At 68.7% G+C, this 26,335-nt stretch carries 26 protein-coding genes; 12 read left to right on the top strand and 14 right to left on the bottom strand.

What is annotated here, in order from left to right; genetic code table 11:
* Positions 1–23: 23 nt before the first annotated feature.
* The gene (locus A5681_RS13745) at positions 24–218 is read right to left on the bottom strand and encodes a hypothetical protein (RefSeq protein ID WP_067275301.1); all 195 of its coding nucleotides are present in this window, start codon (positions 216–218) and stop codon (positions 24–26) included.
* Between the two features lie 59 nt (positions 219–277).
* On the opposite strand from A5681_RS13745, the gene A5681_RS13750 reads away from it, so the two are divergent.
* Complete coding sequence (locus A5681_RS13750) at positions 278–1,156, top strand: PfkB family carbohydrate kinase (RefSeq protein ID WP_067275304.1); 879 nt, start codon at positions 278–280, stop codon at positions 1,154–1,156.
* On the opposite strand, the gene A5681_RS13755 is transcribed toward A5681_RS13750, so the two are convergent.
* On the bottom strand, positions 1,153–1,980 hold the full coding sequence (locus A5681_RS13755; RefSeq protein WP_067275315.1) for a GntR family transcriptional regulator: 828 nt from the start codon (positions 1,978–1,980) through the stop codon (positions 1,153–1,155). The two genes, A5681_RS13750 and A5681_RS13755, sit on opposite strands and share 4 nt — an antisense overlap.
* Before the next feature lie 75 nt (positions 1,981–2,055).
* Here A5681_RS13755 and A5681_RS13760 point away from each other — a divergent pair, with 75 nt between their 5' ends.
* The 6 genes from A5681_RS13760 (at position 2,056) to A5681_RS13785 (ending at position 7,242) form a co-directional block, all read left to right on the top strand.
* Positions 2,056–3,477 carry an MmgE/PrpD family protein gene (locus tag A5681_RS13760; RefSeq protein ID WP_156737972.1) on the top strand — a complete coding sequence of 474 codons (1,422 nt, stop codon included), beginning with the start codon at positions 2,056–2,058 and terminating at the stop codon, positions 3,475–3,477.
* 10 nt (positions 3,478–3,487) lie between these two features.
* Positions 3,488–4,372: an isocitrate lyase/PEP mutase family protein gene (locus A5681_RS13765; protein WP_067275323.1), complete on the top strand. Its 885-nt coding sequence runs from the start codon at positions 3,488–3,490 to the stop codon at positions 4,370–4,372.
* Positions 4,363–5,610, top strand: a complete 1,248-nt coding sequence (locus A5681_RS13770; protein ID WP_067275327.1) for a 3-isopropylmalate dehydratase large subunit — start codon at positions 4,363–4,365, stop codon at positions 5,608–5,610. The genes A5681_RS13765 and A5681_RS13770 overlap by 10 nt, the downstream gene beginning before the upstream one ends.
* A complete protein-coding gene (locus A5681_RS13775) occupies positions 5,607–6,167 on the top strand; it encodes a 3-isopropylmalate dehydratase (protein ID WP_067275330.1) in 561 nt (186 codons plus the stop codon). Before A5681_RS13770 ends, A5681_RS13775 begins: the two co-directional genes overlap by 4 nt.
* The gene (locus tag A5681_RS13780; RefSeq protein WP_067275332.1) at positions 6,164–6,706 is read left to right on the top strand and encodes a YbhB/YbcL family Raf kinase inhibitor-like protein; all 543 of its coding nucleotides are present in this window, start codon (positions 6,164–6,166) and stop codon (positions 6,704–6,706) included. The genes A5681_RS13775 and A5681_RS13780 overlap by 4 nt, the downstream gene beginning before the upstream one ends.
* Positions 6,707–6,834: 128 nt before the next feature.
* Positions 6,835–7,242 (top strand): hypothetical protein, encoded by a 408-nt coding sequence (locus A5681_RS13785; RefSeq protein ID WP_067275335.1) that lies wholly within the window; start codon positions 6,835–6,837, stop codon positions 7,240–7,242.
* A gap of 49 nt (positions 7,243–7,291) precedes the next feature.
* On the opposite strand, the gene A5681_RS13790 is transcribed toward A5681_RS13785, so the two are convergent.
* Positions 7,292–9,334: an NAD(+) synthase gene (locus tag A5681_RS13790; RefSeq protein WP_067275340.1), complete on the bottom strand. Its 2,043-nt coding sequence runs from the start codon at positions 9,332–9,334 to the stop codon at positions 7,292–7,294.
* A 59-nt stretch (positions 9,335–9,393) separates the two neighbouring features.
* On the opposite strand from A5681_RS13790, the gene A5681_RS13795 reads away from it, so the two are divergent.
* The gene (locus A5681_RS13795) at positions 9,394–9,933 is read left to right on the top strand and encodes a cysteine hydrolase family protein (RefSeq protein ID WP_067275341.1); all 540 of its coding nucleotides are present in this window, start codon (positions 9,394–9,396) and stop codon (positions 9,931–9,933) included.
* Between the two features lie 17 nt (positions 9,934–9,950).
* Here the strand turns inward: A5681_RS13795 and A5681_RS13800 are convergent, their stop codons facing one another.
* Positions 9,951–10,820 carry a hypothetical protein gene (locus A5681_RS13800; protein WP_067275343.1) on the bottom strand — a complete coding sequence of 290 codons (870 nt, stop codon included), beginning with the start codon at positions 10,818–10,820 and terminating at the stop codon, positions 9,951–9,953.
* A 97-nt stretch (positions 10,821–10,917) separates the two neighbouring features.
* Between A5681_RS13800 and A5681_RS13805 the strand changes: the two genes are divergently transcribed.
* The gene (locus A5681_RS13805) at positions 10,918–11,766 is read left to right on the top strand and encodes an SIR2 family NAD-dependent protein deacylase (protein ID WP_067275345.1); all 849 of its coding nucleotides are present in this window, start codon (positions 10,918–10,920) and stop codon (positions 11,764–11,766) included.
* Here the strand turns inward: A5681_RS13805 and A5681_RS13810 are convergent.
* Positions 11,763–13,040 (bottom strand): cytochrome P450, encoded by a 1,278-nt coding sequence (locus A5681_RS13810; protein WP_067275350.1) that lies wholly within the window; start codon positions 13,038–13,040, stop codon positions 11,763–11,765. The genes A5681_RS13805 and A5681_RS13810 overlap by 4 nt on opposite strands.
* A 104-nt stretch (positions 13,041–13,144) precedes the next feature.
* Here A5681_RS13810 and A5681_RS13815 point away from each other — a divergent pair, with 104 nt between their 5' ends.
* The 3 genes from A5681_RS13815 (at position 13,145) to A5681_RS13825 (ending at position 14,797) form a co-directional block, all read left to right on the top strand.
* Complete coding sequence (locus A5681_RS13815; protein ID WP_067275353.1) at positions 13,145–13,795, top strand: TetR/AcrR family transcriptional regulator; 651 nt, start codon at positions 13,145–13,147, stop codon at positions 13,793–13,795.
* A 64-nt stretch (positions 13,796–13,859) separates the two neighbouring features.
* On the top strand, positions 13,860–14,354 hold the full coding sequence (locus tag A5681_RS13820) for a MarR family winged helix-turn-helix transcriptional regulator (RefSeq protein WP_067275355.1): 495 nt from the start codon (positions 13,860–13,862) through the stop codon (positions 14,352–14,354).
* Between the two features lie 23 nt (positions 14,355–14,377).
* Entirely contained in the window at positions 14,378–14,797 is a 420-nt protein-coding gene (locus A5681_RS13825; RefSeq protein ID WP_067275360.1) for a DUF5313 domain-containing protein, read from the top strand.
* Between the two features lie 6 nt (positions 14,798–14,803).
* On the opposite strand, the gene proB is transcribed toward A5681_RS13825, so the two are convergent.
* From proB to A5681_RS13870, 9 genes are all read right to left on the bottom strand, one after another.
* Positions 14,804–15,907: a glutamate 5-kinase gene (proB, locus tag A5681_RS13830; protein WP_067275363.1), complete on the bottom strand. Its 1,104-nt coding sequence runs from the start codon at positions 15,905–15,907 to the stop codon at positions 14,804–14,806.
* Positions 15,904–17,346, bottom strand: a complete 1,443-nt coding sequence (gene obgE / locus A5681_RS13835) for a GTPase ObgE (protein ID WP_067275367.1) — start codon at positions 17,344–17,346, stop codon at positions 15,904–15,906. The genes proB and obgE overlap by 4 nt, the downstream gene beginning before the upstream one ends.
* 89 nt (positions 17,347–17,435) lie before the next feature.
* Positions 17,436–17,699 carry a 50S ribosomal protein L27 gene (gene rpmA, locus A5681_RS13840; RefSeq protein WP_067275368.1) on the bottom strand — a complete coding sequence of 88 codons (264 nt, stop codon included), beginning with the start codon at positions 17,697–17,699 and terminating at the stop codon, positions 17,436–17,438.
* Between the two features lie 15 nt (positions 17,700–17,714).
* The gene (rplU, locus tag A5681_RS13845; RefSeq protein ID WP_067275371.1) at positions 17,715–18,026 is read right to left on the bottom strand and encodes a 50S ribosomal protein L21; all 312 of its coding nucleotides are present in this window, start codon (positions 18,024–18,026) and stop codon (positions 17,715–17,717) included.
* A 201-nt stretch (positions 18,027–18,227) separates the two neighbouring features.
* Positions 18,228–21,086: an Rne/Rng family ribonuclease gene (locus A5681_RS13850; protein ID WP_082968354.1), complete on the bottom strand. Its 2,859-nt coding sequence runs from the start codon at positions 21,084–21,086 to the stop codon at positions 18,228–18,230.
* 330 nt (positions 21,087–21,416) lie between these two features.
* Entirely contained in the window at positions 21,417–21,827 is a 411-nt protein-coding gene (gene ndk / locus A5681_RS13855) for a nucleoside-diphosphate kinase (RefSeq protein WP_067275372.1), read from the bottom strand.
* A gap of 49 nt (positions 21,828–21,876) precedes the next feature.
* Positions 21,877–22,227 carry a DUF4233 domain-containing protein gene (locus A5681_RS13860; RefSeq protein ID WP_067275373.1) on the bottom strand — a complete coding sequence of 117 codons (351 nt, stop codon included), beginning with the start codon at positions 22,225–22,227 and terminating at the stop codon, positions 21,877–21,879.
* A complete protein-coding gene (folC, locus tag A5681_RS13865) occupies positions 22,224–23,669 on the bottom strand; it encodes a bifunctional tetrahydrofolate synthase/dihydrofolate synthase (protein WP_067275374.1) in 1,446 nt (481 codons plus the stop codon). Before folC ends, A5681_RS13860 begins: the two co-directional genes overlap by 4 nt.
* The gene (locus A5681_RS13870) at positions 23,666–26,323 is read right to left on the bottom strand and encodes a valine--tRNA ligase (protein WP_067275376.1); all 2,658 of its coding nucleotides are present in this window, start codon (positions 26,321–26,323) and stop codon (positions 23,666–23,668) included. Before A5681_RS13870 ends, folC begins: the two co-directional genes overlap by 4 nt.
* Positions 26,324–26,335: the final 12 nt, after the last annotated feature.

Genomic DNA, 26,335 nt, shown 5'->3' on the forward strand with positions numbered 1-26,335 from the left:
GCGCCGCCATTTCGACGCGTGGGTCAGCACCCGCAGTCCTCGCCGCGCCACGCCCGGAAGCCCTCGCGGACCGCGGCTCCGGCGATGACGAGGCCGACAGCCGGGTCCAGCCACCAGCCGCCCGGCCACACGGCGATGACGGCCAGCGTCACTAGCACCGCCGCGGTCCGCGAGGGCTTCCGGGCGTGGCGCGGCGAGGACTGCGGGTGCTGACCCACGCGTCGAAATGGCGGCGCCGCAGCCGATTTGGTCCGTACCGTCGGCTGACGTCGACGTAATGGCGCGGGTCTGTGTGGTGGGCAGCGTCAACATGGACCTGTCGCTGCGCGTCGACACTCTGCCCCGCCCCGGCCAGACGGTGCTGGCGTCGTCGTTGACCTCCGCGCCGGGAGGCAAGGGCGGCAATCAGGCGGTGGCGGCCGCGCGTGCGGGTGCGCGGGTGCATTTCGTCGGAGCGGTCGGCGACGACCCGGCCGCCGCGCGGTTACGCGCGCACCTGCTGGACAACGGGGTGGATCTGGAGGCCACTACCGAAGCGCCCGGGCCGAGCGGCACGGCGATCGTCGTCGTCGACGCCAACGCCGAGAACACCATCGTGGTCGCGGCGGGGGCGAACGAGCGTCTGACCCTGGACCGCGCCGCCGCGCGCACCGCCATCAGCGACTGCGACGTTTTATTGACGCAGCTGGAAATTCCGGTGCGGGTAGCAGCGGCCGCGGCAGGGCTGGCTCGATCGGCAGGGGCGGTCGTCATCGTCAATGCCTCGCCGTCCGGACAGGACCCCAGCTCGTTGTCCGACCTTGCCGCCCTGGCCGATGTGGTGGTGGCCAACGAGGCCGAGGCCGCCGAGTGGCCCTGGCGCCCCGATCACCTGGTGACCACGCTGGGGCCGCGCGGCGCGCGTTATGCGGGTCTCGACGGCGACTTTGCGGTGCCCGCGCCGGCGGTGGCCGCGGTGGACACCACCGGGGCCGGCGACGTCTTCGCCGGTGTGCTCGCGGGAAGCTGGCCGGCCCGTCCGGGTTCGCCCGCCGAGCGGCTCCGCGCGTTGCGGCGCGCCTGCGCCGCGGGCGCGCTGGCGACCCTGACGCATGGCGCCGGCGACTGCGCCCCGACCGCCGAGGCGATCGACGCGGCGCTCGCCGACGGCCGCTAGCCGCTGCCGCCGCGGACGTCGTGGGCGATCATCAGGCCGTCGCCGGTCTCCATCTCCTCCGCCGTCTGGCTGAGCAGGACGCGGCTGCGGCTGGGCGACAGCACGGTCGACACATAGTGATGCGGCCCCTCGGCGACGAACGCCAGGCGGTTGATGCGCAGCAGTGCGGCACCGATGGCCGTATCGAGTAGATGTGCGTTGCGCGGTCCCGCGATCTCCGCCGTGATTTCCTGCCGCACCCGGTCCACGCCGATGCCGGCCTGCGACAACAACTCATACAGCGGCGCGCGCCGCAGCTCCGGCTCGGTCAGCACGTCGGCCAATTCGCGCGGCAGCCAGGCCTCGGTCACCAGCAGCGGCTCGTCGGTTCGGCGTTGGCGCCGCACCCGCACGATCTGCAGCAGCTCGTCGGACGTCTCGAGGGCGTCGCCGATCGCCCTCGGCGGAAATCGCCTCCCGAGTTCGACCACTTCGACCTTGGTTTCGAATTGCGTCTGCCGCAGCCCCTGCATGAACGAGCGTCCGAACCCCGAAACGCCCGACACATCCGCCGGCTCGTGCGGCCGGACGAACGATCCCACGCCGTGCCTGCGCTCGATGTAGCCCTGCTCCGCCAGGTCCGACAGCGCCCGGCGCACGGTGATGCGCGATACACCGAACTGGTCGCACAGGGTTTGCTCGGTGGGCAACGCGTCGCCGGGGGCGAGGACGCCGCGGTCGATCTCGTCGTGCAGCACCAAGAACAGCTGCCGATGCAGCGGCACCCCTGCCGCCGCCGAGACCGGCCCCGCTCTGCCCTCCCGCACGGTGCTCAATGCTTCCACAGGCCTTCCCTTGCATACCTTGATGAGTTGTTATATGTATATAACAACTCAGCTCACATGTCCCCGGGGAGATCGATGCACGTACCGACCGCCACCGACCCGGACGGGCCGACCGGGCGACTCGCCACCTGGGTCGCCGGCCTCACCCTCGACGACGTCCCACTGGAGGTCCTCGACCGGGCGAAACACCTGCTGCTGGACGGGGTCGGCTGCGCGCTCGTCGGGGCGCAATTGCCATGGTCGCGCGTAGCGACCGACGCCGTCCTGGCGCTGGAAGGTCGTGGCGACGCCGTCGTCATCGGCACCGGACGCATGACCGCGGCGCCCGGTGCCGCGATACTCAACGGCACGTTCATTCAGGGCTTCGAGCTCGACGACTTCCATCCCCTTGCCCCGCTGCACAGCTGTTCGCTGCTGATTCCGGCGCTGCTGTCGACGGTGTCCACGCGGCCACAACCCTCCACCGGCGCCGAGGTCCTACTGGCCGCGGTCGCCGGCTTCGAGGTGGGCCCGCGCGTCGGTTACACGCTGCACGGCACCCAGATGCTGGACCGCGGCTGGCACTCGGGATCGGTCTTCGGCACCCACGCCGCGGCGATGGCGTCCGGAAAGCTACGCGGGCTGCCGCCGGCGCAATTGGAGGACGCCCTCGGGCTGGCCGCCACACAGTCGGCGGGGCTGATGGCCGCCCAATACGAGGCCATGAGCAAGCGCATGCATCACGGTCTGGCGGCGCGCAATGGCTTCTACGCGGCGGGACTGGCGGCGGCCGGCTACACCGGCATCAAGCGCGTGTTCGAGCGTGAATACGGCGGATTCCTCAGCGTTTTCGGGGAGGGCCACGACCCCGATGCCACCGCGCTTACCGAGGGACTCGGCCAACGATGGGAGACCGCCATCATCATGGTCAAGTCCTATGCCGCGATGGGTGGTTTGCACGCGGCGATCGATGCCGCCCGACGGCTGCGCGACTCGGTTGCGCCCCAAGCCATTTCGAAGATCGACATCACCGTCGGCGAGACCGTCTACAAGCACGGTTGGTGGCGACCGCAACGGCCGCTCACCCCGGTCGGCGCCCAGATGAACATCGGGTATGCGACCGCCGCTGCGCTCCTTGACGGCAACGTGTTACCCGAACAATTCACCTCCGCCCGCCTCGATTCCGACGACATCTGGTCACTCATCGCGGCGACTTCGGTGCACCTCGACGAGTCACTCACCCACGCCGACGTGACCCAGAGGTTTCGCACCGACGTCGCGGTGACCACGCGTGATGGTGCCACTCACCGCGCCCGCGTGGCCTTGCCGCACGGCGCGCCCACCGATCCCGTCACCAACGAGGAAATCGTCGGCAAGTTCCACTCGCTCGCCGACCGGGTCACCAGCCGCCCCCGAGCCGAAGCGATCGAGCGGGCGGTGGTCGATCTCGACAACCTCGACGACGTCGGGCAACTCACGGATCTGCTCGCGGCCCCGGTCGCGCGCGCACTGGACTGAAAGGAGAGCCATGCCTACCACCCCGGCCCGCCGACGACTGAAAGACTTGCTCGACACCCGCGAACTCATCGTCGCCCCAGGCGTTTTCGACGGTATCTCGGCGCACCTGACGAAACGCACCGGCCACGCCGCGGCGTACATGACCGGTGCCGGGGTGGCCGCTTCCGGCTTCGGCTTACCCGACATCGGGCTGGTCACCGCGACCGAGATGGCCGGCCGCGCCGCGATGATCACCGACGCGTTGGGCGACATCCCGTTGATCGCCGACGCCGATACCGGCTATGGCGCGCCCATGAACGTGGTGCGCACCGTTCGCTGCTACGAGGCGGCAGGGGTGGCGGCAATTCAGTTGGAGGATCAGGTCTTTCCGAAACGGTGCGGCCACCTGCCCGACAAGCAGGTGGTCGACGCGGCCGTGTTCGAACAGACGCTCGCGGCGGCGCTGGACGCCCGCTCCGATGATGCCCTGCTGATGGTGGCCCGCACCGACGCGCGCGCCCCCCTCGGCCTGGACGCCGCCATCGAGCGAGCCAACAGGTACGCCCGAGCCGGAGCCGACATCATCTTCGTCGAGGCGCCACAGGACGTCGGCGAGATCGAGCGCATCGCACGTGAAGTGGACGCCCCGCTGCTGATCAACCTCGTGGTCGGCGGGCTGACGCCGTTGCAGTCGGCCGCGCGGCTGCACGAGCTGGGCTATGCCATCGCGATCCATCCGGCAAACCTGCTGCTGCAGGCGACTTTCGGTATGCTGCAGGGCCTTTGCGAACTGAACGGTACCGACATCACCGACCACCTACCGAAGACACCCGCCGATTTCTTCAACATCGTGGGGCTTGCCGAATGGCTCGAACGTGACGCCCGCTACGCCCGAAAGGACCCCTCATGGGCATGACGATCATCGAGAAGATCTTCGCCCGCAAAGCGGGCCTGGATGCGGTGTCCGCGGGTGACACGGTTGTGGTCGACGTCGACATGACGGTGCTCATCGATTTGCAGTTCGCCACGATGTGGATCACCCCCAACCGGATCCACGACCCCGACAAGCTGGCGGTCGTCATGGACCATGCCGTGCCCGCCCCCACCATCAAAGACGCCGCCGGCGGGCCGCGGGCTCGGGAATTCGTCGCCGACTTCGGCATCGAACGGTTCTACGACGTCGGCCGGCACGGAATCTGTCACCAGGTGATCGCCGAGAACGGCCTGGCGCGCCCCGGAGAGATCTTGGCCTGCACCGACTCTCACACCTGCGCCGCGGGCGCCTACAACACCGCCGCCCGGGGGCTCGGCCCCGCGGAGATCTATTCGATCATGTGCGCCGGCGCGACATGGTTCCAGGTCGCGCCCACGATCCGCTACGAGTTCGACGGGGTCAAGCCCCAGACCGTCAGCGGAAAAGACATCTTCTTGCACATCGCGAACGAGTACGGCGACGCACCGAACCTCAACCTGGAATTCGGCGGCGCCGGTCTGGCCGGCATCCCGATGCACGATCGGCGCACCATCGCGACACAATGCGCAGAGGTTTCCGCCGACTTCGCCACCTTCGAGCCCGACGGCGTGTTGACGTCGTTTCTTCGCGAGCGCGGCGTCAGCGGATACGACGCCGTCACGCCGGATTCGGACGCCGTGTACCACCAGACCCGCCGCGTCGATCTGGCGGCGCTGGAGCCTTATGTGGCGCGGCCGGGAACAGTCAGCCGCAACGGGTTGCCCGTCTCACAGCTGGAGCGCCGCAGGGTCGACCAGGCCTTCATCGGCTCGTGTGCGAATGGGCAGATCGAGGACTTGGAGATCGCGGCCCGGGTGGTGCGGGGCAAGTCGGTCGCGCCGGGCGTGCGCCTGCTGGTCACGCCCGCGTCCCAGGCGGTGTACCGGGATGCCATGCGGCTCGGGTACCTGCAGGACCTGGCTGACGCGGGCGCCGTGATCACCAACTCGACCTGTGGCGCCTGTTTCGGCTACCACATGGGCGTGGTCGGTCCCGGGGAGGTGTGCATCACCTCGAGCACCCGCAACTTCACCGGCCGCATGGGCAGCACCGAAGCGGAGATCTTCATGGCGTCACCGGCAACCGTCGCCGCGTCCGCCGTCACCGGCTACATCACCGACCCGAGGAGTGTGATGGCATGACCGTGGTGTTCAGCGGGCGGGTCTGGGTGTTCGGGGACAACCTCAACACCGACGCCATGTACCCGGCCTTCGCGATGAAGATGGATCCGGCCGAAGCGGCCAAACACATCTTCTACGAGGTCCGGCCGGGCTGGACCGACCAGGTGTCAAGCGGTGACATCGTCGTGGCCGGCAGGAATTTCGGGCTCGGATCCTCACGCCCGGTCGCGGCGCTCTTTGTCGAACTCGGCGTCGTGGGTCTGGTCGCCGAGGAATTCAACTCGTTGTTCTTCCGCAACGCCGTCAACGCCGGACTTCCGGCGATGACCGTGCCCGACGCCACCAGCGTCTTCCACGAGGGGGACACGGGAACCTTCGATCTGACCGGCGGCACCTGGCGCAACGACACCACGGGTGCGTCCGGAACCGTCCCCAAACTCCCCGGGTTAATCCTCGACATCATCGAAAGCGGCGGCGTGCTGCCACGCCTGGTCGAGCAGGGCTATCTCCCCGGCGAATTGGGCGATCTCTTACGCTCACCCACGGCCGCGATTCGCGGCGCGGGCAGCGGCGCATGATGCTCGGCAGGCTGCTGCGTGCCGTCCGCGCCGGCGTGCACCGGGGTCCTCTCGCCGGCAGCGCGTTCGATGCGCCCGCGCCCATCAGTGTCAGCAGCTCCGCGTTCACCGACGGGGGCCGCATGCCGCGCTCCAGCGCCGGCAAGGGCGTCGGAGACAACGTCTCGCCGCCGTTGCGATGGACCGCGCCGCCGTCCGGCACCCGGCAGCTGGTCCTGATCATTGATGATGTCGACGTCCCACTGCCGCGCCCGCTGCTGCACACGGTTGCGGTGATCGATCCGGCAATCGACGGCCTGGACGCCGGCGGGTTGCGACCGGGCGCTGCGGGCGTCCGCTGCCTACGCGCCGATCTGGGCCACCGCGGCTACGCCGGACCGCGCCCGATATCCGGACACGGCCAGCACCACTACCGGTTCCACCTGTTCGCGATCGACCGGGCCGTCCCGGACAGCGTCACGACGGCCAAGGCATTACTAGCCGCGATGAGCGGCCACGTGCTGGCCCGCGGTGTGCTGACCGGAACATACGAACGCTGACCCCCGGGCGGGTCGACGCACCGCCTGACCTGCGATTGGCAGCAGTTGGCAGCGTCTGGCGTCGATCTGGCAGTGGTTGACGGGCAGCGTCGGTGGCGATCGCTATCAGCCATCGAGAAAGGAACACCATGTCCGCTAACACCATTGATCGCACGGGTACCCGGGACGGCCTGCTGCGCCTCGCCATGCGCGCCGACGCCGCCATCAGCGGCGTGGTCGGGCTCGCCGGTCTCCCGCTGGCCGGCCGGCTCGCCGAGCTCTCGGGCACCACGAAGGCGTTCGAGTACGCGATGGGCGCGTTCTTGATCGGCTACGGCGTGGTCGTGTTCTGGCTCGCCACCCTGCCGTCGGTGCGCCGCGCCGGCATGTGGGTCATCGCCGGCAACCTGCTCTACACGTTGGCCGCCGTGGTGCTGGTGCTCACGGATGTCTTCCCGTTGACCTCGGCCGGCGTCGCGTTGAACCTGGCGGCCGGGGCCTACACGCTGGTGTTCGCGGAGCTGCAATACCAGGGCTGGCGCCGCGCCAGGGCGTGATCCGGGCGTTCGGGGCCCGTCCGGCGATTCCGGGCGGGCCCGCCGCGCGCTATTCCTCGGGAATCTCCCGGTCGATCTCGTCGAGCCAGATGCGCGCGGACATGTCCGACGGGGCGCGCCAATCACCGCGCGGCGACAGCGCGCCGCCGTGCGACACCTTCGGGCCGTTGGGCAATGCCGAACGCTTGAATTGGCTGAAGGAATAGAAGCGCTGCACGAAGATCCCCAGCCAATGCCGAATCTCCTTCAGCGAGTATGTCGGTCGTTTGTCCTCGGGGAATCCCGGCGGCCAGTTGCCCCGCTCGGGGTCGCGCCACGCGTGCCAGGCCAGGAAGGCGATCTTCGAGGGCCGGAACCCGTAGCGCAGCACATGGAAGAGCGAAAAGTCTTGCAAGGCATAGGGTCCGACCTTGTCCTCGCTGCTCTGCAGTTCCTCCTCTTCGCCTTTCGGGACGAGCTCCGGGGAGATCTCGGTGTCCAGCACCGACTGCAGCACGTCGGTCACATCGGACTCGAACTGGCCCGAGGAGATCACCCAGCGAATCAGGTGCTGGATGAGCGTCTTGGGGACACCGCCGTTGACGTTGTAGTGCGACATCTGGTCGCCCACGCCGTAGGTCGACCAGCCCAGCCCGATCTCGGACAGGTCGCCGGTGCCGAGCACGATGCCGCCGCGCTGGTTGGCCAGCCGGAAGAGGTAATCGGTGCGCAACCCCGCCTGGACGTTTTCGAAGGTGACGTCGTAGACCTTCTCGCCGTGCCCGAAGGGATGGTCGATCTCCTTGAACATCACCATCGCCGTCTCGGTGATGTCGATCTCGGCGAAGGTGACCCCGAGCGCGCGGCACAGCTCGATGGCGTTGCGTTTGGTGCGGTCGCCCGTGGCGAAACCCGGCAGCGTGAACGCGAGGATGTCGCTGCGCGGCCGTTCTTCCCGGTCCATCGCGCGCGCGGCGACGATCAGCGCGTGCGTCGAATCCAGGCCGCCGGAGATACCGATGACGATCTTCGGGTAGTTCAGCGCGCGCAGCCGCTGCTCGAGCCCGGAGACCTGGATGTTGTAGGCCTCGTAGCAATCCTGTTCCAGGCGTTCACGATTGGCCGGGACGAACGGAAAACGCTCGACGTCGCGGCGCAATCCGAGATCGCCGGCCGGCGGGTCCAGCCGGAACTCGATGTGCCGGAACGACTCGGCCGCGCCGCGGTGGTGGCGCCGGTTGTCGTCGAATGTCCCCATCCGCAGACGTTCCGAGCGCAGCAGGTCGAGGTCGACGTCGGCGACGCTGCGTCGCTCCCCCTTCGGGAAGCGCTCGGAGGATGCCAGCAGTTCGCCGTTCTCCCACACCATGGTCTGGCCGTCCCAGGCCAGGTCGGTGGTCGACTCGCCCTCGCCCGCGGCCGCGTAGACATAGGCGGCCAGGCAGCGCGCCGACGCCGAGCGGGCCAACAGGCAACGGTCTTCGGCGCGGCCGATCGTGATGGGGCTGCCGGACAGGTTCGCCAGCACCGTCGCGCCGGCCAGGGCCGCCTCCGCACTGGGCGGGATCGGCACGAACATGTCCTCACAGATTTCGACATGCAGCACGAAGCCCGGGATGTCGGAGGCGGTGAACAGCAGGTCGGGGCCGAACGGAACGTCGGCGTCGCAGATCCGGATGATGCCGCGCTCGTCGTCGCCCGGCGCGATCTGACGCCGCTCGTAGAACTCCCGGTAGGTGGGCAGGTAGGACTTCGGCACCACCCCCAGCACGGCGCCCCGGTGAATCACCACCGCGGTGTTGTAGAGGCGATGCCGGTAGCGCAACGGGGCGCCGACAACCAGGATCGGCAGCAGATCGGTCGAAGCCGCCACGATGCTCTCGACGGCGGCCATCACATCGTCGAGCAAGAGGTCCTGCATCACGATGTCCTCGATCGAATACCCGGACAGCGTCAGCTCCGGGAACACCGCCACCGCGACGCCGTCGTCGTGGCACTCCCGCGCCAGCCCCAGGACCGACTCGGCGTTGGCCGCCGGATCGCCGATCGTGGTGTGATGGGTGCACGCGGCGACCCGGACAAAGCCCTGGCTGTAAGCGTTGTAAAAGTCCATCGCCCTTCCATTGTCGCCTCACCGGTGTCAACCCGCGGCCGCCGGGTATCCCCTCCATCATGAGCGATACTGCCGTGGTGGTGGTCGACATGATGAACACCTATCAGCATCCCGATGCTGAAGAACTAATACCCAATGTCGGCAAGATCATCGACCCGCTGGCCGATTTGGTCCGGCGCGCACGGGAATCCGACGACGTCGACCTGATCTACGTCAACGACAACTACGGCGATTTCGCCGCCCAGTTCTCCGACATCGTCGACGCCGCGCTCGACGGCGCCCGGCCCGATCTGGTGAAGCCGATCGTGCCGGCCGGTGACTGCCGCGTGATGACCAAGGTGCGGCACAGCGCGTTCTACGCGACCGCGTTGGCGTATCTGCTGAACCGGCTGGAGACCAAGCGGTTGGTGCTCGCCGGGCAGGTCACCGAGCAGTGCATCCTCTACACCGCACTCGACGCCTATGTGCGCCACTTTCCCGTCGTCATCCCGACCGACGCCGTCGCCGGCATCGACGCCGGGCTGGCCGAGGCGGCGTGCAAGATGATGGAGAAGAACATGTCGGCGGAGATCACCACGGCCGCGGACTGCCTGGGCTAGCGAGTGGTTGCTGCCGGTCACGCGGCGGATTTCGGCGGCGGAAGCACCCGTCGGGCCGCTCGGGTCGTCAGCCTCGGTGGCGAATCCCAGGGCCCGATGTCGCCGCCATCCCAGGCGTAGGCGGGCACGCCGTCGCGGATCAGCGCCGCGAGTTCGGGTATCGACAATTCGCGCGCGGACCAGGAGTACAGCGCGTCGAGTCGCGGCGTGATGACACCGAGGTCCAGCAGACGGCCGAACCCGTTTTCCCGGCCGACGTACCACTCGAGATCCTCCCGGAGCGGATAATTGTCCGGGAGCACCCGTGACAGCTGCAAGAAGATGCCGGTGACCGCCAGACGCGGGTCGCCCAGCCGTGGCGCAAGCGGTGACAGCCAGCCCAGCGCCAATCGGGGCGCGGCGACCAACGCGTGCGCGAAGAGCACCCGCACCAGCACCAGGTTGATGAAAAACCGTTCGACGCGTGATTCCCGCTCGGCCAGGTCACGGTTGTCGAGATAAGCCCGCACGATGATCGCGTTGTGGGCCCGGTACCACGTCCGCACCGACGGTTCGCGAATGAAGGTCACGGAGTCGGCGACGCTCGACGAAGAGACGGGCCCGCCCAGCCCGAGCACGTGGGCCCGCGCTTCGGCGGTATCGCACAACAGCCGGTCGTTGATCGCCCGCCACCATGGACTGCCCGGCGCCGCCGCGTCCGGCGGATTCAGCACTCCGCGACGCAACTCCCAGCGCATGAACGCCAGCGCCGCCCGCCGGTACGGCAGACGCCGCTCGTCCCAGCCGGGTGGCGCCTCGTACAGCGACCGCATCAGCGTCAGCCGCGCCTCCGGGATCTCCCGCACCGAAGCGACCTGTTCAGCAGCATGCTCGGCGGCTGTGGCCATGGGAACAATCAACCACACCGCGCCCGGCGACCGCCCGCATCGCGCGGCTGTCCTGGGCGGGGCATGCCTGCGCCGGATCGCCCGTACTCTCGGAGAGGTGACCACCCGCTGCGCCGAGTCCCCGGAGCTGGTCGCGTTGCTGGCCGGTCGTCGGATCGCGGTGCTGACGGGCGCCGGCCTGTCCACCGACTCCGGCATTCCCGACTACCGCGGGCCCGATTCGCCGCCCAGCAATCCGATGACCATTCGCCAGTTCACCTCGGATCCGGCGTTCCGGCAGCGTTACTGGGCGCGCAACCATGTCGGCTGGCGTCACATGGACGACACGGCGCCCAACGCCGGGCACCGCGCGTTGGCCGCGCTCGAGCGCGCTTCGGTGGTGACCGGGTTGATCACCCAGAACGTTGACCTGCTGCACACCAAGGCCGGCAGCGTCAACGTCGTCAACCTGCACGGCACCTATGCGCGGGTGGTTTGCCTGGTATGCGGATACGCGATGAGCCGCGCCGCGCTGGCCGATCAGCTGGAAGCGCTCAACCCGGGATTCATCGAACGCGCCGAAGCGGTGGGCGGTCTGGCGGTCGCGCCCGACGCCGACGCCGTCGTCGCCGACACCACCTCGTTTCGCTACCTCGACTGCCCGAGCTGCGGCGGCATGCTGAAACCAGACATCGTCTACTTTGGTGAGAGCGTGGCCAAAGCGGTTGTCAACCAAGCGTATTCACTGGTGGACCAGGCCGACGCGCTGCTGGTCGCCGGTTCCTCGCTCGCGGTGTTCTCCGGCTACCGGTTCGTGCGCCACGCCGCCGCGCTGGGCAAGCCGATCGCCATCATCAACCGCGGCCCTACCCGCGGGGATGACCTGGCCACCGTCAAGGTCGACGGCGGCTGCTCCGAGCTGCTGACGTTGCTCGCGGACGAGTTGTCACCGCTCGCAAGGCTTTAGAACGTGCACGGCATGCTGCGGATGGCGTGCACGAAATTGCCTGCCACGTAAGCGGGATCGCCCGCCTGGATGTCCGGCAGCTGCCGCAACAGCTCGGCGAAGATGGCCCGCAGCTGCGCCCTGGCCACATGGGCACCGAGGCAGAAGTGCAGGCCGCCGCCGCCGAAGCCGACGTGCGGGTTGGGACTGCGGCTCAGGTCCAGCCGCTCCGGGTGGTCGAATATTTCGGTGTCCCAATTGCCGGACGGATAGAACATCACCACCTTCTCCCCCGCGCGGATCGCCTGGCCGCCCAGCTCGAAATCCGTTGCGGCCGTGCGGCGGAATGTCATGACGGGGCTGGCCCAGCGGACGAACTCTTCGACCGCCGTTCCTATCCGGTTGTCGAAATCCTCGAGCAGCCAAGCCCGTTGATCTCCGAAGTCGGTCAGAGCCTTCATCGCGTGGCTGGTGGTCTGACGGGTGGTGTCGTTGGCGGCCACGGAAAGCAGCACGAAGAAGGCGGCCACCTCCGCGTCGGTCAGCCGGTCACCGTCGACCTCGGCGTTCACCAGGCCGCTGAACAGGTCCTCACCGGGATGATCGCGGCGCTCGGCGGCCAGCGCGCCGGCGATTTGGTGCAGATAACCCTGGTTTTCCAGCAGGACCTCCAGCGGGTGGCGACCGTCGAGGTAGATCGGGTCGGCCCAGGACACGAGCGCGTCGGCGGCGTGCGCCACCCGGTCTCGCTCCGATTCCGGGATGCCCACCATGTCCGACAAGGTGCGGATCGGCAGTTGCTTGGCGCAGTGCTCGACGAAGTCCGCCCCGCTGCCGGCGGCGCGCAGCTCTTCGACGATCGCCCTCGCGTTCGCCCTGATCGAGTCCTCCACGCGACGGATCTGGCGCGGGGTGAACGCGGCGCTGACCAGCTTGCGCAGCTTGGTGTGCCGCGGCGGGTCCATCGCCAGGAACGACTGGGACGCTTCGAGCAGTTCCACCGGGACGTTCTCGAACATGACGCCCCGACCCGACAGGAACACCTCGTTGTTGCGACTGACCGTCGCGATGTCGGCCCGCCGGGTGACCGCCCAGTAGCCCGGATCGTCGGGATCGGGCATCAGCGCATCCTCGACCGGCGGGTGCCAGCTGACCGGGCGCTCCGCCCGCAGCACGGCGAACGAACGTTCCCGATCGGCCGCCGTCGTCGACCAAAACGCACGGGACGACAGGTCGATCGGGTCGTAGGGGCGACCGGGCATTTCGCTGCCCGTCGTCCCGGTCATCACGGTCATGGCGAATCCTCCGTTGGATATGACCCCGGTCACAGAATGCCTGCGACACTATTCCTAGACATAGTGTCTAGTCAAGTCGCCTAAACACGCTCTATGCTGGCGGAATGCCATCGGTCACCCGGAAGCCGCAGGCCAACCGCGAACAGCGGCGGCAACAGCGGAGAGCGCAGATCGAGCGCCGGCTGCTGGACGCCACCGAGCGGCTGATGCGCGACGGCGCCAGTTTCACCGAGCTCAGCGTCGACCGGCTGTCGGGCGAGGCCGGCATTTCGCGCGCGAGCTTCTACATCTACTTCGAGGACAAGGGGCACCTGTTGCGCCGACTCGCCAACCAGGTGTTCGCCGATCTCGCCGACAGCGCGGACCGCTGGTGGAGAGTGGCCGGGCGGCACGACCCCGGCGATGTCCGCGCCGCGATGGACGGCATCATCGCCAGCTACCGGCGCCACCAACCGGTGTTGGTCGCCCTCAACGAGATGGCCGGCTATGACCCACTGGTCGCCGCGACCTACCGCAACCTGTTGACCGCTGTCGCCGGGCGGATGACCCGGGTCATCGAAGACGGTCAGGCCGATGGCTCGATCCGGCCGGAGTTACCCGCGGCCACCACCGCCAGCGCGCTGACGTGGATGGTGGAGCGCGCGTGCCAACAGAACCTGCCGACCGCGCCCGCCGGCTACGACGACGAACTCGCCGCCACACTGGCCGAGATCGTATGGGGAGCGCTGTATCTCACGCCGACCTCGGCCCGCTGAGGCACACCTGCCCGGTGTGACGAAGGCGATATAGTTAACGCCCTAACTATTCGCCTACCATGCAATGGTGGCGCCGCTGACCGCACCGGAGATCGACCCGCTTTCCCTGGAACAGCAGGTCTGTTTCGCGCTGAGCGTGACCAACCGCGCCGTTCTGGCGGTCTATCGGCCGCTGTTGGAGCCGTTGGGCCTGACCCATCCCCAGTACCTGGTGATGCTGACCCTCTGGGATCACCAGAAGGCAGCCGGGGCACGGCGGAAACCGCTGTCGGTTAAGGACATTGCCACCACATTGCAGATGGATTCGGCCACCCTGTCGCCGATGCTCAAACGCCTGGAGGCGCTCGGCCTGATCACCCGCACCCGAAGCGCCGCCGACGAGCGCTCCACCGAGGTGAAACTCACCGAAAGCGGCACCGCCTTGCGTCGACGTGCGCTCAAGATTCCGCCGGCCGTGGTCGAGCGCCTGGGCGTCGACATCGGTGAGCTTCAACACCTGCACCACGTGCTCACCCGCATCAACGCGGCCGCCCTGGCAGCGGGTGCATTACAGTCCTGACCATCCGGCCGTAGGAGCCTAAAATGACCGACACCAAACCGAACGCCTGGCAATACATCGCTTACTCGTACGGTCGATGCCTGCCCGACTCGATGCGCACCTGGGTGGCCAACGACCTGGCCGGGCCGGGAGCCGTGCGCCGGCACATGATTCGGTGGGCCATCCCGCCGCTGTTCGTCCTCGCGCCCTTCTGGCTGCTGCCCGCTTCGCTGTATGTGCATACCGAGATGACGGCGCCGCTCTACATCTGGGCACTGCTGATCTCGCTTGCGCTGAACAAGGTTTGGCGGCGGCACCGGCTGGCGCAGCATGGCCTCGACCCGAATCTGGTCGATGTGATCAAGAACAGGAAGCAAGCGAAGATGCACGAGGACTACGCCCGCCGTTTCGGGCCGCGTCCAGAATCGGCGGCCTGGCAGGACAACAGCAACCCGTTCAGCTAGCCGAACCTACACCGCCACGAGGTCGTCGGCGTGCACCGCGGGCCGACGGAGTTCGCCCGGCAGCTCTGAGGTCGACCGGCCGATCATGGTCGCCAGTTCGGTGGCGTCGTAAGCCACCACACCCCTAGCCACCATGGCGGTTTCCGGGCCGCGCAATTCGACGACGTCCCCGGCGTAGAACCGGCCCGACACGGCGGTGATGCCGGCAGCCAACAGCGAACGACGCTGGTCCACCACCGCGCGCACCGCGCCCTCGTCGAGAGTCAGCGCGCCGGCCGCTTCGGCGGCATACCGCACCCAGAACCGGCGGGCCGACATCCGGGCGGGCCGGGCGGCGAAGACCGTGCCGACCGAGGCGTCGGTGAGCGCGGTGGCGGCGTCGGAAGCCGCCGCCAACAGGACCGGCACCCCGGCGTCGGCAGCCAGCAACGCCGACGACATCTTGGACACCATTCCTCCGGTTCCGAGGTCACTGCCCGGGCCGGCGACCACACCGGACAGATCCGCCGCGCCGGACACCTCCCCAATAAATCTGGCGCCCTTAGTTTTTCGGGGATCGGAGTCGTACAGCCCGTCGATGTCGGAAAGCAGCACCAGCGCCTCGGCACCGATCAGGTGAGCCACCAGCGCCGACAGCCGATCATTGTCACCGAACCGGATCTCGTTGGTGGCCACCGTGTCGTTCTCGTTGACGATTGCCACCGCGTGCAGGGCGCGCAGCCGGTCCAAAGTGCGCTGGGCGTTGGTGTGCTGGGCCCGCATGGAGATGTCGTGCGCGGTCAGCAGCACCTGCCCCACCGTGCGGCCGTACCGCGCGAACGCCGCGCTCCACGCGTTCACCAGCGCGACCTGCCCGACGCTGGCCGCGGCTTGCTTGGTCGCCAAATCCTTGGGGCGGCGGGCCAATCCGAGCGGCTCGATGCCGGCGGCGATGGCACCCGACGAGACGATGACGACGTCGGTGCCCGCCTTCATGCGCGACTCGATGGCGTCGGCCAGCCCGGCCAGCCGGCCGGCGTCGAACACCCCGGATTCGGTGGTCAGCGCGTTGGTCCCGACCTTGACCACCAGGCTGCGCGCCGTCCGGATCGCCTCACGGTGCAGGCTCACGACTCGTCACCGCGTTCGCGACGCTGACGCCGGGCCGCCTTGCGCTCCGAGGCGCCGGCACGCTCGGTGCGCTCCAGCCGCACATCGGTGCCCCTCCCGGACATCGCCACGTGCTGTCCCGCGGGTGTTTGCGGCTCCCAGTCGAACGTCATGTCCCCGATGGTCACCGCGCAGCCGGGTTGCGCGCCCAGGCGCAGCAGTTCGTCCTCGACCCCCAGCCGGGCCAGCCGGTCGGCGAGATATCCGACGGCTTCGTCGTTGTCGAAGTTGGTCTGCCGGACCCAGCGGTGGGGCCGGGCGCCGGTGACCACGAAGCCGCCCTCGCCGTCCGGCTCGACCGAGAAACCGCTGTCGTCGACGGGAACCGGACGGATCACCGGCCGCCGCGGCACGATCTCCGGCTGGGCGGCGCGATAATCCGAAATAATCCGCCAGAGCCCGAATACCAACGGCTGCAAGCCTTCCCGCGAGACGGTCGACACGAGGAAGACCGGCCAGCCTCGCTCGGCGATCTCGTCGCGGACGAATTCGGCGAGCTCGCGCGCCTCGGGCACGTCGATCTTGTTGAGCACCACCGCCCGTGGCCGCTCGGCGAGATCACCCAGCGTCGTATCCCCTTGCAGGGTGGGCGTGTACGCGGCGAGTTCGGCTTCCAGCGCGTCGATGTCGGAGATCGGGTCGCGGCCCGGCTCCGCGGTGGCGCAATCGACGACGTGCACCAGCACGGCGCAGCGCTCGATGTGCCGAAGGAAATCGAGGCCCAGGCCGCGGCCCTGCGATGCGCCGGGAATCAGGCCGGGGACGTCGGCGACGGTGAAGGTGTGCTCGCCCGCCGACACCACACCGAGGTTGGGCACCAGCGTGGTGAACGGGTAGTCGGCGATCTTGGGCTTGGCCGCCGAGATCGCCGACACCAGTGACGATTTCCCGGCCGAGGGAAAGCCGATCAGGCCCGCGTCGGCGACGGTCTTGAGCTCCAGCGTCAGGTCCCGGGTTTCCCCCTCCTCGCCGAGCAGCGCGAACCCGGGCGCCTTGCGGGCTCGCGACGCGAGCGCCGCGTTGCCCAGGCCGCCACGGCCGCCGGCCGCGGCTTCGAAGCGGGTGCCGGCGCCGACCAGATCGGCCAGCAGCCTGCCGTTTTCGTCCAATACGACGGTGCCGTCGGGAACTTTGACTTCCAGGTCCGCGCCGGCCGCCCCGTCGCGGTTGTTGCCCATCCCCTGCTTGCCCGACGGCGCGGTGACGTGCGGGTGGAAATGGAAGTCCAGCAGCGTGTGCACCTGCGGGTCGACGACGAACACGATGCTGCCGCCGCGTCCGCCATTGCCGCCGTCGGGACCGCCCAGCGGCTTGAATTTCTCGCGATGGACCGACGCGCAGCCGTTACCGCCGGAACCCGCGCGCGCATGAATGACGACCCGATCGACAAATCGAGGCATCGGGGATCCTCTCACCCGTCGAGCTCGCCGAACGTGCAGCTGCTGCGAGGTTCGCCTCGACTACCGCAGTGCGTGCACGCTCGCGAAGCTCAGTCGGTCTGCCCGGCCGCGACGATGTTGACGGTCTTGCGGCCGCGCTTGATGCCGAACTCGACGGCTCCGGCGGCCTTGGCGAACAGCGTGTCGTCGCCGCCGCGCCCGACGTTGAGCCCGGGGTGGAACTTGGTGCCGCGCTGGCGAACGATGATCTCGCCCGCCTTGACGATCTGGCCGCCGAATCGCTTCACGCCCAGCCGCTGAGCGGCGGAGTCGCGACCGTTGCGCGAGCTGGAAGCGCCCTTCTTGTGTGCCATGTCTGTCGCCTCCCGCTACTTGATCCCGGTCACCTTCAGGACCGTCAGCTGCTGACGGTGGCCCTGACGCTTGTGGTAGCCGGTCTTGTTCCTGAACTTGTGGATACGGATCTTGGGTCCCTTGGTGTGCTCGAGCACCTCGCCGGTCACCGCCACCTTGGCCAGGGCCGCGGCGTCGGTGGTCACCTTCGTGCCGTCCACGACCAGGGTGACGGGCAGCGAGACGTTCGCGCCCGGGTCGGAGTCGAGCTTCTCGACCTTGACCACGTCCCCGACGGCGACCTTGTACTGCTTGCCGCCCGTCTTGACGATTGCGTAGGTCGCCATCGCTACTCCTGCCTTCTTTCCTCTGCTCAGCCGGTTCTTCGGCTCTTCGCGCGCGAGCCACCGGCGTGCGCGTGGTGGGTCTGGGTTGCGGGTCCGCGCCGACTGCCCGGGAGCCCCGCTGTCGCCGGCCAAAGTCCAAACGGCCTGGCGACAACTGTCCTAGGGTACTTGACCAGCGGCTAAAGGGTCAAACCGGGCCGGTCAGTCCGCATGGATCGGCGGGCCCGCCGGTCGGCCGGCCGCCCGTCGCCGCCGCGGGCGTCCGAACCCCGCTCCGGCGTTGAGGGACCCCTCGGGTCCGTCGTCGGAGTCGGCGTCATCGGAGTCGTCCTCGACGTCCAGGTCGTCGTCGTCCATTTCCAGGTCGTCGTCATCGTCGCCGAGGTCTTCCTCGTCGTCGAGGTCCTCGTCGTCGTCCTCGTCGAGGTCGTCGTCAGACTCGTCGTCGGTGTCGTCGTCGGACTCGTCATCGGTGTCGTCGTCAGACTCGTCGTCAGTGTCCTCCTCGGACTCCTCGAAGTCCTCCCGATCGGTGTCCTCGACGTCGGCGGCCGCCCGCTGCTGCCGCTCGTCGGGCTCGTTGGTCGTTTCCTCGCCGGACTCGTCGGAGTCTTCGTCGTCGGGGCCGTTCTGGGCGGAGCCGCCGGCGGCCATCGCCTTGAACATCGGGTGCTCGCCGGGCGCATGCGCGGGCACCTTGGCCACCACCGGCTCTTCGGTGCGATTCTTCTTCGAGCGCCTGCCCCGGCGGCCACCCGATTCGGACTTGCGCCCGTTCGAGGGGGCCGAATCCACCGGGTCGGTGTGCAGCAGAATCCCCCGGCCGCCGCAGTGCGTGCACGACGTGGAGAAGGCCTCGATCAGACCCGTTCCCAACCGCTTGCGGGTCAGCTGGACCAGGCCCAGCGACGTTACCTCGGAAACCTGATGGCGGGTGCGGTCGCGGGCCAGCGCCTCGGTCAGCCGCCGCAACACCAGGTCGCGGTTGGATTCGAGGACCATGTCGATGAAGTCGATGACCACGATGCCGCCGATGTCGCGCAACCGCAGCTGGCGCACGATCTCCTCGGCCGCCTCCAGGTTGTTCTTGGTCACGGTCTGCTCGAGGTTCCCGCCGGAGCCGGTGAACTTGCCGGTGTTGACGTCGACCACCGTCATGGCCTCGGTCCGGTCGATCACCAGTGTGCCGCCCGAGGGCAGCCACACCTTGCGCTCCATCGCCTTGGCGAGTTGCTCGTCGATGCGATGCACCGCGAACACGTCGGGGCCGGGCTGCCCGTCGGGACCGCTGGGCGGTTCGTACTTGGTCAGCTTCGAAACCAGATCGGGCGCAACGGAATTCACGTAGTCGGTGATGGTCGTCCAGGCTTCGTCACCGGAGACGATCAGGCCGGCGAAGTCCTCGTTGAACAGGTCGCGGATGACCTTGACCAGCACGTCCGGTTCTTCGTAGAGCGCGACGGCGGCGCCGGCGGCCTTCTCGGTGATTTCGGCGGCCTTGCCCTCGATCTGCTTCCAGCGCTCCTGCAGGCGGGTGACGTCGCTGCGGATGTCGTCCTCTTTGACGCCCTCGGACGCGGTGCGGATGATCACCCCGGCATCGGACGGCACCACCTCGCGCAGGATCTCCTTGAGCCGCTGCCGTTCGGTGTCGGGCAATTTGCGGCTGATCCCGGTCGATGACGCGCCCGGCACGTAGACCAAGTACCGGCCGGCCAGCGACACCTGGGTGGTCAGCCGGGCGCCCTTGTGGCCGACGGGGTCCTTGCTGACCTGGACCACGACGTAGTCGCCCGGTTTGAGGGCCTGCTCGATCTTGCGGTCCGACCCGCCCAGTCCCGCGGCCTCCCAGTTGACCTCGCCGGCGTAGAGCACGCCGTTGCGGCCGCGGCCGATGTCGACGAACGCGGCCTCCATCGAGGGCAGGACGTTCTGCACGATCCCGAGATAGATGTTACCCACCAACGAGGCGGAGGCGGCCGACGTGACGAAGTGCTCGACGACGATGCCGTCCTCGAGGACCGCGATCTGGGTGTACCGCGCGCCTTGATGCGGCGGTTCGGTGCGGACCCGGTCGCGCACGACCATGATCCGCTCGACGGCTTCGCGGCGGGCCAGGAACTCCGCCTCGGTCAGGACCGGTGGGCGGCGCCGCCCGGCGTCGCGGCCGTCCCGGCGGCGCTGCCGCTTGGCCTCGAGCCGCGTGGAGCCGTCGATGCCCTTGATCTCGGCGTTCGACGAGCCGTTGCCGCCGTCGTTCTTGCCGCTGCGCGGCGCCCGCTCGTGCACCACGGTGTTGGGCGGGTCGTCCGGCGACGGGTTTTCCTCACCATCGTCATTCGAGCCCGACTTGCGGCGCCGGCGCCTGCGGCGTCGGCGGCTGGCGCCCTCCCCGGAGCCGTCGTCACCGGTGTCCGAGTCGTCGGAGTCGTCGGAGTCGTCGCCCTCATCGTCCTCGGCGTCCGAGGAGTCGCCCCGGCCCGCCTTCTGGCCCCGCTGCTGCGGCTCGTCGTCGTCGCCGGCGTCGTTTTGGCCGTCGGGTCCGCCCTGCTCGCCGCGCCCGCGCCCGCGACCACGACGGCCGCGGCGCCGCCGCCGGTTGGCCGGGCGATCGGTCTGTTCGTCGTCTTCGTCGTCGGTGTCGGAATCGTCGGAGTCGGCGCCGTCGTCGGCGTCCCCCTCCTCTTCCTCCGCCTTCAACGGCTGCGGCGCGACGAACAGCGGCATGTAATGGGGCCGCTCGGCGGCGTTCTCCGGGGCCTCCAGCATCAGCCGCGACTCGGGTTCCTCGGCGCTCTCGCTGTTCGCGGCCGCGGCGGCGGCGTCCGCGCCGGCATCGGGCTGGGCCGCCAGCAGGTCGCGGACCCGGACCGCGTCCTCGCGGTCCACGGTCGAGTGCGCGCTGCGGATCCGCCCGTCGAGCGCGCTGAGCGCGTCCAGCACCCGCTTACTGGTGGTCCCCAGCGTTCGTGCCAGCGAATGAACTCTCAGACGGTCCGGCAGTTCGTCGTGCCGTGTCGGCTCTTCGGATGACTCTGTGGATGGTGCACCGTCTACCACGTATTCTCCTCAAGCCCCCGGGCGCGTCCTTGCGACGCGGCCACGCGAGGGCTTCGCTATGGGTCCGGGTGGACTTCTCCCGGACTTGTAATGGTCTCGCCCCGAGCGGTTCGCGGGGAACGCACTCGGCGCCGTGCTGAATGACGGCCTGACATGCCGCGCACCAACGCGGGATGGCGATGATCGCGCTTGTCTAAGTCTTCATTCGGGTGTCCGACACCGGTCCGGCGACGTTCACCCTCCGTCAGTATCCCACATCACTCGGCGAGCCCAACCGCCCCTGAGCAAACCCGGCCCGCGCGGGGCCCTGCGGCGTCGTCAGCCGGGGCGCTACGCGTCGGGAAACCAGAGCGCGATTTCGCGCTTCGCGGACTCGGTGGAATCGGAGCCGTGCACCAGGTTGAACTGCGTCTCCAGCCCGAAATCGCCCCGGATAGTCCCCGGGGTGGCCTTCTCCACCGGGTCGGTGCCGCCCGCGAGCTGCCGAAACGCGGCGATCGCCCGAGGTCCCTCGACGATCGCGGCCACCACCGGCCCCGAGGTGATGAACTCCAGCAGGGATCCGAAAAAGGGCTTGCCCTCGTGCTCGGCGTAGTGCTCGGCCGCCAGGTCCTCGCCGATGCGCCGAAGCTCCAGCGCGGTGATGGTCAGGCCCTTGCGCTCGATGCGGCTGATGATTTCCCCTATCAGCTGCCGCTCGACGCCATCCGGCTTGATCAGTACGAGGGTCCGTTCGGTCACGGCGCACAGCGTACAGAACCGGGCGGCGATCGGTCGGGCGGCGACCGCCCTACCGCTGACGACGCAGCACCTCGGCGCGGAAGTACGCGATCACGGCCCATAGGCCGGTGAACAGCACCCCGATGAACCCCACCCCCGGGTACACCGCGAAACCGGCGAGCAGGAGCAGCTGGACGGCCAGGTTCACCCAGATCGCCCAGGGTTTGCGCTGCACCCCGCCCAGCACGATGAGCAGCCCGGCCACGCTGACCAGGTAGCCCAGCGACACCGGGGTCAGCCCGCCGCCCACCGCGCCCACCACCGGAATCGCCAGCAACACGACGATCGCTTCCAGCAGCAGCGTCGCGGCCATCACCGCGCCGAAGCTCTTCCAGGGATCAGCCCGGTTCTGGTCGCTCATTCCGGATCACGGCCGAACAGCGTCCGCGCCGCCCCGGCGGTGACGACCGAGCCGGTGATGACGATTCCGGTGCCGGCGAAGGCCTCCGCGTCGGCGTCCATTGTCGCGTCGTCGACCAGCGCTGTCGCGGCTTCGATGGCGTCGCGCAGGTTCTCGGCCGAGACCACCCGTTCCGGCCCGAATCGCTCCCCCGCCGCCAGCGCAAGCGATTCGACGTCCAGCGCCCGCGGCGAACCGTTGTGGGTCACGACGACCGCGTCCAGCACCGGCTCGAGCGCGGCGAGGATGCCGTTGACGTCCTTGTCGGCCAGCACGCTGAGCACACCGACCAGGTAGCGGAAGTCGAATTCGTCGCTCAGCGTCTGCGCCAGCGCGGCCGCACCGGCCGGATTGTGCGCGGCGTCGATGAACACGGTGGGCGCGCTGCGCATGCGCTCCAGCCGGCCGGGGCTCGTCACCGCGGCGAACCCGGCCCGCACCGCCTCGACGTCGAGCTGCCGCTGGGCGCCGGCGCCGAAGAAGGCCTCCACCGCCGCGAGCGCCACCGCCGCGTTGTGCGCCTGGTGTTCGCCGTGCAGCGGCAGGTAAATGTCGGAGTACACCCCGCCGAGACCCTGCAGCTCGAGCACCTGTCCGCCGATCGCGACCTGACGGCCCAGGACCGCGAACTCCGAATCCTCGCGGGCCACCGCGGCGTCGGCGCGCACGGTCTGCGCCAGCAGCACCTCCATCGCTTCGGGCGCCTGGCGCGCGATGACGGCGACGGTGTCCGGTGCGCCGTCGGGTGCTTTGGTGATGATCCCGGCCTTCTCGCCGGCGATGCCGGCGAGGTCGTGGCCGAGATACTCGACATGGTCGATGCCGACCGGGGTGATGACCGCCACCGGCGCGTTGACCACATTGGTGGCGTCCCACCGCCCGCCCATGCCGACCTCGATGACCGCGACGTCGACGGGCGCGTCGGCGAACGCGGCGAACGCCATCGCGGTCAGCACCTCGAATTTGCTCATCGCCGGTCCGCCGGCGGCCTGCGATTGTGCGTCGATCATCTGCACGAAGGGCTCGATTTCCCGGTACGTCGCGACGTACTGCGCCGGCGTGATGGGGCGCCCGTCGATCGCGATGCGCTCAACCGCCGATTGCAGGTGCGGGCTGGTGGTCCGCCCGGTGCGCCGGTGCAGCGCCGTCACCAGGGCGTCGACCATGCGGGCCACCGAGGTCTTGCCGTTGGTGCCGGCGATGTGGATGCAGGGGTAGGCCAGCTGCGGTGAGCCCAGCAAGTCCATCAGGGCGCTGATCCTGGTCAGGCTCGGCTCGATCTTCGTCTCCGGCCAGCGTTGGTCCAGCAGGTGTTCGACCTGCAACAGGGAGGCGATCTCGTCGGGTGTCGGGGCCAGGCTGGTGGTTTCGCCGGGCTCGGGCCAGTCGGAGGGCTCGCTCACTGCAACCCGGCCAGCCGCGCGGTGATCCGGTCGGTTTCGTCCTGGGCCACGCGCTGGCGATCCCGGATTTTGCCGACGACGTTCGGCGGGGCCTTGGCCAGAAAGTCCTCGTTGGCCAGTTTGGCGGTGGTCGAGGCCAATTCCTTCTGCGCCGCGGCGAGGTCCTTCTCCAGGCGGCGACGTTCCGCCGCGACGTCGATGGTGCCCGAGGTGTCGAGTTCGACGACGACCGTGTTGTCCATGGTGGGGCCGAGCCGCACCTCCAAGGACACCGACGGCTCGAAATCGTCGCCCGGCGCGGTGAGCCACGCCAGCGATGTCACCGCGGACACCTGGGCGCTCAGGTCCGCACCGTCCATCCCACCGAGCCGGGCGGGCACTTTCTGCCGGTCGGCCAGGCCTTGGTCGCTGCGGAACCGGCGGACCTCGGTGACCAGCCGTTGCATGTCGCTGATCCGTTGCGCGGCAAGGGGATCCAGGTCGATGCCCGACGGTTGGGGCCAGTCGGCGATCACCAGCGACTCCTGGTTGGTCAGCGCCTGCCACAACGCCTCGGTGAGGAACGGGATCACGGGGTGCAGCAAGCGCAGCAGCGTGTCCAGGACGGCGGCGAGCACGGCGGTGGTGTGCGCATTCCCGTCGGCCAGCTGCGTCTTGGTCAATTCGACGTACCAGTCGCAGAATTCGTCCCACGCGAAGTGGTAGAGCGCCTCGCAGGCGCGGCTGAACTCGTAACCGTCGAGCGCCGAATCGACCTCGGCGCGAACTTGTTCCAGCCGTCCCAGGATCCAGCAATCCGCATCGGTCAGTTCGTGGTGCGCCGGCAGCGGCGCCAGCCGGGCGCCGTTCAGCAGCGCGTAACGGGTCGCGTTGAACAGCTTGGTGCAGAAATTGCGCGACGCGCGCACGGCGTCCTCGCCGACGGCCAGATCGCCGCCGGGGCTGGCGCCGCGGGCCAGCGTGAACCTCAGCGCGTCCGCCCCGAACGTGTCGACCCAGTCCAACGGGTCGATGACGTTGCCCTTGGACTTGCTCATCTTGCGGCCGAATTCGTCGCGGATCAGCCCATGCAGGAACACGTCGGTGAACGGCACCTGGGGGCCGCGGCGGCCGTCGAGGGTGATGGCGTCGTCGCCTCCCACGAACGTGCCGAACATCATCATCCGCGCCACCCAGAAGAACAGAATGTCGTATCCGGTGACCAAAACGCTTGTCGGGTAGAACTTTTCCAGTTCCGGGGTCTTCGCGGGCCAGCCCAGCGTGGAAAACGGCCACAGCGCCGACGAGAACCAGGTGTCCAGCACGTCGGGGTCCTGCTCCCAGCCCTCCGGCGGCGTCTCGTCGGGCCCGACGCACACCTGTTCCCCGTTGGGTCCGTACCAGATCGGGATGCGATGGCCCCACCACAGCTGCCGCGAGATGCACCAGTCGTGCATGTCGTCGACCCAGGCGAACCACCGCGGCTCCAGGCTGGCGGGGTGAATCACGGTGTCGCCGTTGCGAACCGCATCGCCGGCGGCCTTGGCCAGCGATTCCACCCGCACCCACCATTGCAACGACAGCCGCGGCTCGATCGGCTCGCCGCTGCGCTCGGAGTGCCCGACGCTGTGCAGGTAGGGGCGCTTCTCCTCGACCACGCGGCCTTCGGCGGCCAGGGCTTCACGCACCGCGACCCGGGCCACGAAGCGGTCCATGCCGTCGAATTGTGTTCCGGTGTCGGCTATCCGGCCCTTGGTATCCATGATCGAGATCATCGGCAGCTGGTGACGCAGGCCGATTTCGAAGTCGTTCGGGTCGTGGGCCGGCGTGACTTTTACTGCGCCCGTGCCGAATTCGGGATCGACGTGCTCGTCGGCCACGATGAGCAGCTGCCGGTCGACGAAGGGGTGCGGCAAGGTGGTGCCGACCAGGTGACGATAGCGCGCATCGTCGGGGTGGACCGCGATCGCGGTGTCGCCGAGCATCGTCTCGATTCGTGTGGTGGCGACCACGATGTGCGGTTGCGAGTCGTCGAGCGAGCCGTACCGGAAGGAGACGAGCTCGCCCTCGACCTCTTCGTAGTTGACTTCGATGTCCGAAAGCGCGGTTTCGAGCACGGGCGACCAGTTGACCAGCCGCTCGGCGCGGTAGATCAGTCCGGCGTCGTAGAGCCGCTTGAAGATGGTGCGGACCGCGCGCGACAGGCCCTCGTCCATGGTGAACCGGTCGCGGCTCCAGTCGACGCCGTCGCCGAGCCGGCGCATCTGGCCGCTGATCGCCCCGCCGGATTCACGCTTCCAGTCCCAGACCTTGTCGACGAACAGCTCGCGACCGAAGTCCTCCTTGGTCTTGCCGTCGACCGCGAGCTGCTTTTCGACCACGCTCTGGGTCGCGATACCCGCGTGGTCCATTCCGGGCTGCCACAGCACCTCGTATCCCTGCATGCGCTTGCGGCGGGTCAAGGCGTCCATCATCGTGTGTTCCAGCGCGTGGCCCATGTGCAGACTGCCGGTGACGTTCGGCGGCGGCAGCACGATGGAATACCCGGGTTTGGCACTGGTCGGGTCAGCCTCGAAGTAACCCGCGTCGAGCCACTTCTGGTAGATCGCGCCTTCGGCCGCAGCGGGATCCCACGACTTCGGCAGGTCGGTGGCGGGGCTGCGGCTGGCGGTCACCCGTCAATTCTA

This window comes from Mycobacterium scrofulaceum (genome assembly GCF_001667885.1).
In the GTDB taxonomy this organism is placed as follows: domain Bacteria; phylum Actinomycetota; class Actinomycetes; order Mycobacteriales; family Mycobacteriaceae; genus Mycobacterium; species Mycobacterium scrofulaceum_C.

Excerpts from the sequence above, each read along its gene's own strand:
- A5681_RS13860 (WP_067275373.1), bottom strand. The coding sequence starts at position 22,227 with ATGAGCGACCAGAACCGGGCTGATCCCTGGAAGAGCTTCGGCGCGGTG.
- A5681_RS13815 (WP_067275353.1), top strand. The coding sequence starts at position 13,145 with ATGCCATCGGTCACCCGGAAGCCGCAGGCCAACCGCGAACAGCGGCGG.
- A5681_RS13820 (WP_067275355.1), top strand. The coding sequence starts at position 13,860 with ATGGTGGCGCCGCTGACCGCACCGGAGATCGACCCGCTTTCCCTGGAA.
- A5681_RS13825 (WP_067275360.1), top strand. The coding sequence starts at position 14,378 with ATGACCGACACCAAACCGAACGCCTGGCAATACATCGCTTACTCGTAC.
- A5681_RS13810 (WP_067275350.1), bottom strand. The coding sequence starts at position 13,040 with ATGACCGTGATGACCGGGACGACGGGCAGCGAAATGCCCGGTCGCCCC.
- A5681_RS13765 (WP_067275323.1), top strand. The coding sequence starts at position 3,488 with ATGCCTACCACCCCGGCCCGCCGACGACTGAAAGACTTGCTCGACACC.
- A5681_RS13780 (WP_067275332.1), top strand. The coding sequence starts at position 6,164 with ATGATGCTCGGCAGGCTGCTGCGTGCCGTCCGCGCCGGCGTGCACCGG.
- A5681_RS13785 (WP_067275335.1), top strand. The coding sequence starts at position 6,835 with ATGTCCGCTAACACCATTGATCGCACGGGTACCCGGGACGGCCTGCTG.
- obgE (WP_067275367.1), bottom strand. The coding sequence starts at position 17,346 with ATGCCTCGATTTGTCGATCGGGTCGTCATTCATGCGCGCGCGGGTTCC.
- A5681_RS13750 (WP_067275304.1), top strand. The coding sequence starts at position 278 with ATGGCGCGGGTCTGTGTGGTGGGCAGCGTCAACATGGACCTGTCGCTG.
- rpmA (WP_067275368.1), bottom strand. The coding sequence starts at position 17,699 with ATGGCACACAAGAAGGGCGCTTCCAGCTCGCGCAACGGTCGCGACTCC.
- A5681_RS13775 (WP_067275330.1), top strand. The coding sequence starts at position 5,607 with ATGACCGTGGTGTTCAGCGGGCGGGTCTGGGTGTTCGGGGACAACCTC.
- A5681_RS13770 (WP_067275327.1), top strand. The coding sequence starts at position 4,363 with ATGGGCATGACGATCATCGAGAAGATCTTCGCCCGCAAAGCGGGCCTG.
- rplU (WP_067275371.1), bottom strand. The coding sequence starts at position 18,026 with ATGGCGACCTACGCAATCGTCAAGACGGGCGGCAAGCAGTACAAGGTC.
- A5681_RS13800 (WP_067275343.1), bottom strand. The coding sequence starts at position 10,820 with ATGGCCACAGCCGCCGAGCATGCTGCTGAACAGGTCGCTTCGGTGCGG.
- A5681_RS13790 (WP_067275340.1), bottom strand. The coding sequence starts at position 9,334 with ATGGACTTTTACAACGCTTACAGCCAGGGCTTTGTCCGGGTCGCCGCG.
- A5681_RS13795 (WP_067275341.1), top strand. The coding sequence starts at position 9,394 with ATGAGCGATACTGCCGTGGTGGTGGTCGACATGATGAACACCTATCAG.
- A5681_RS13760 (WP_156737972.1), top strand. The coding sequence starts at position 2,056 with ATGCACGTACCGACCGCCACCGACCCGGACGGGCCGACCGGGCGACTC.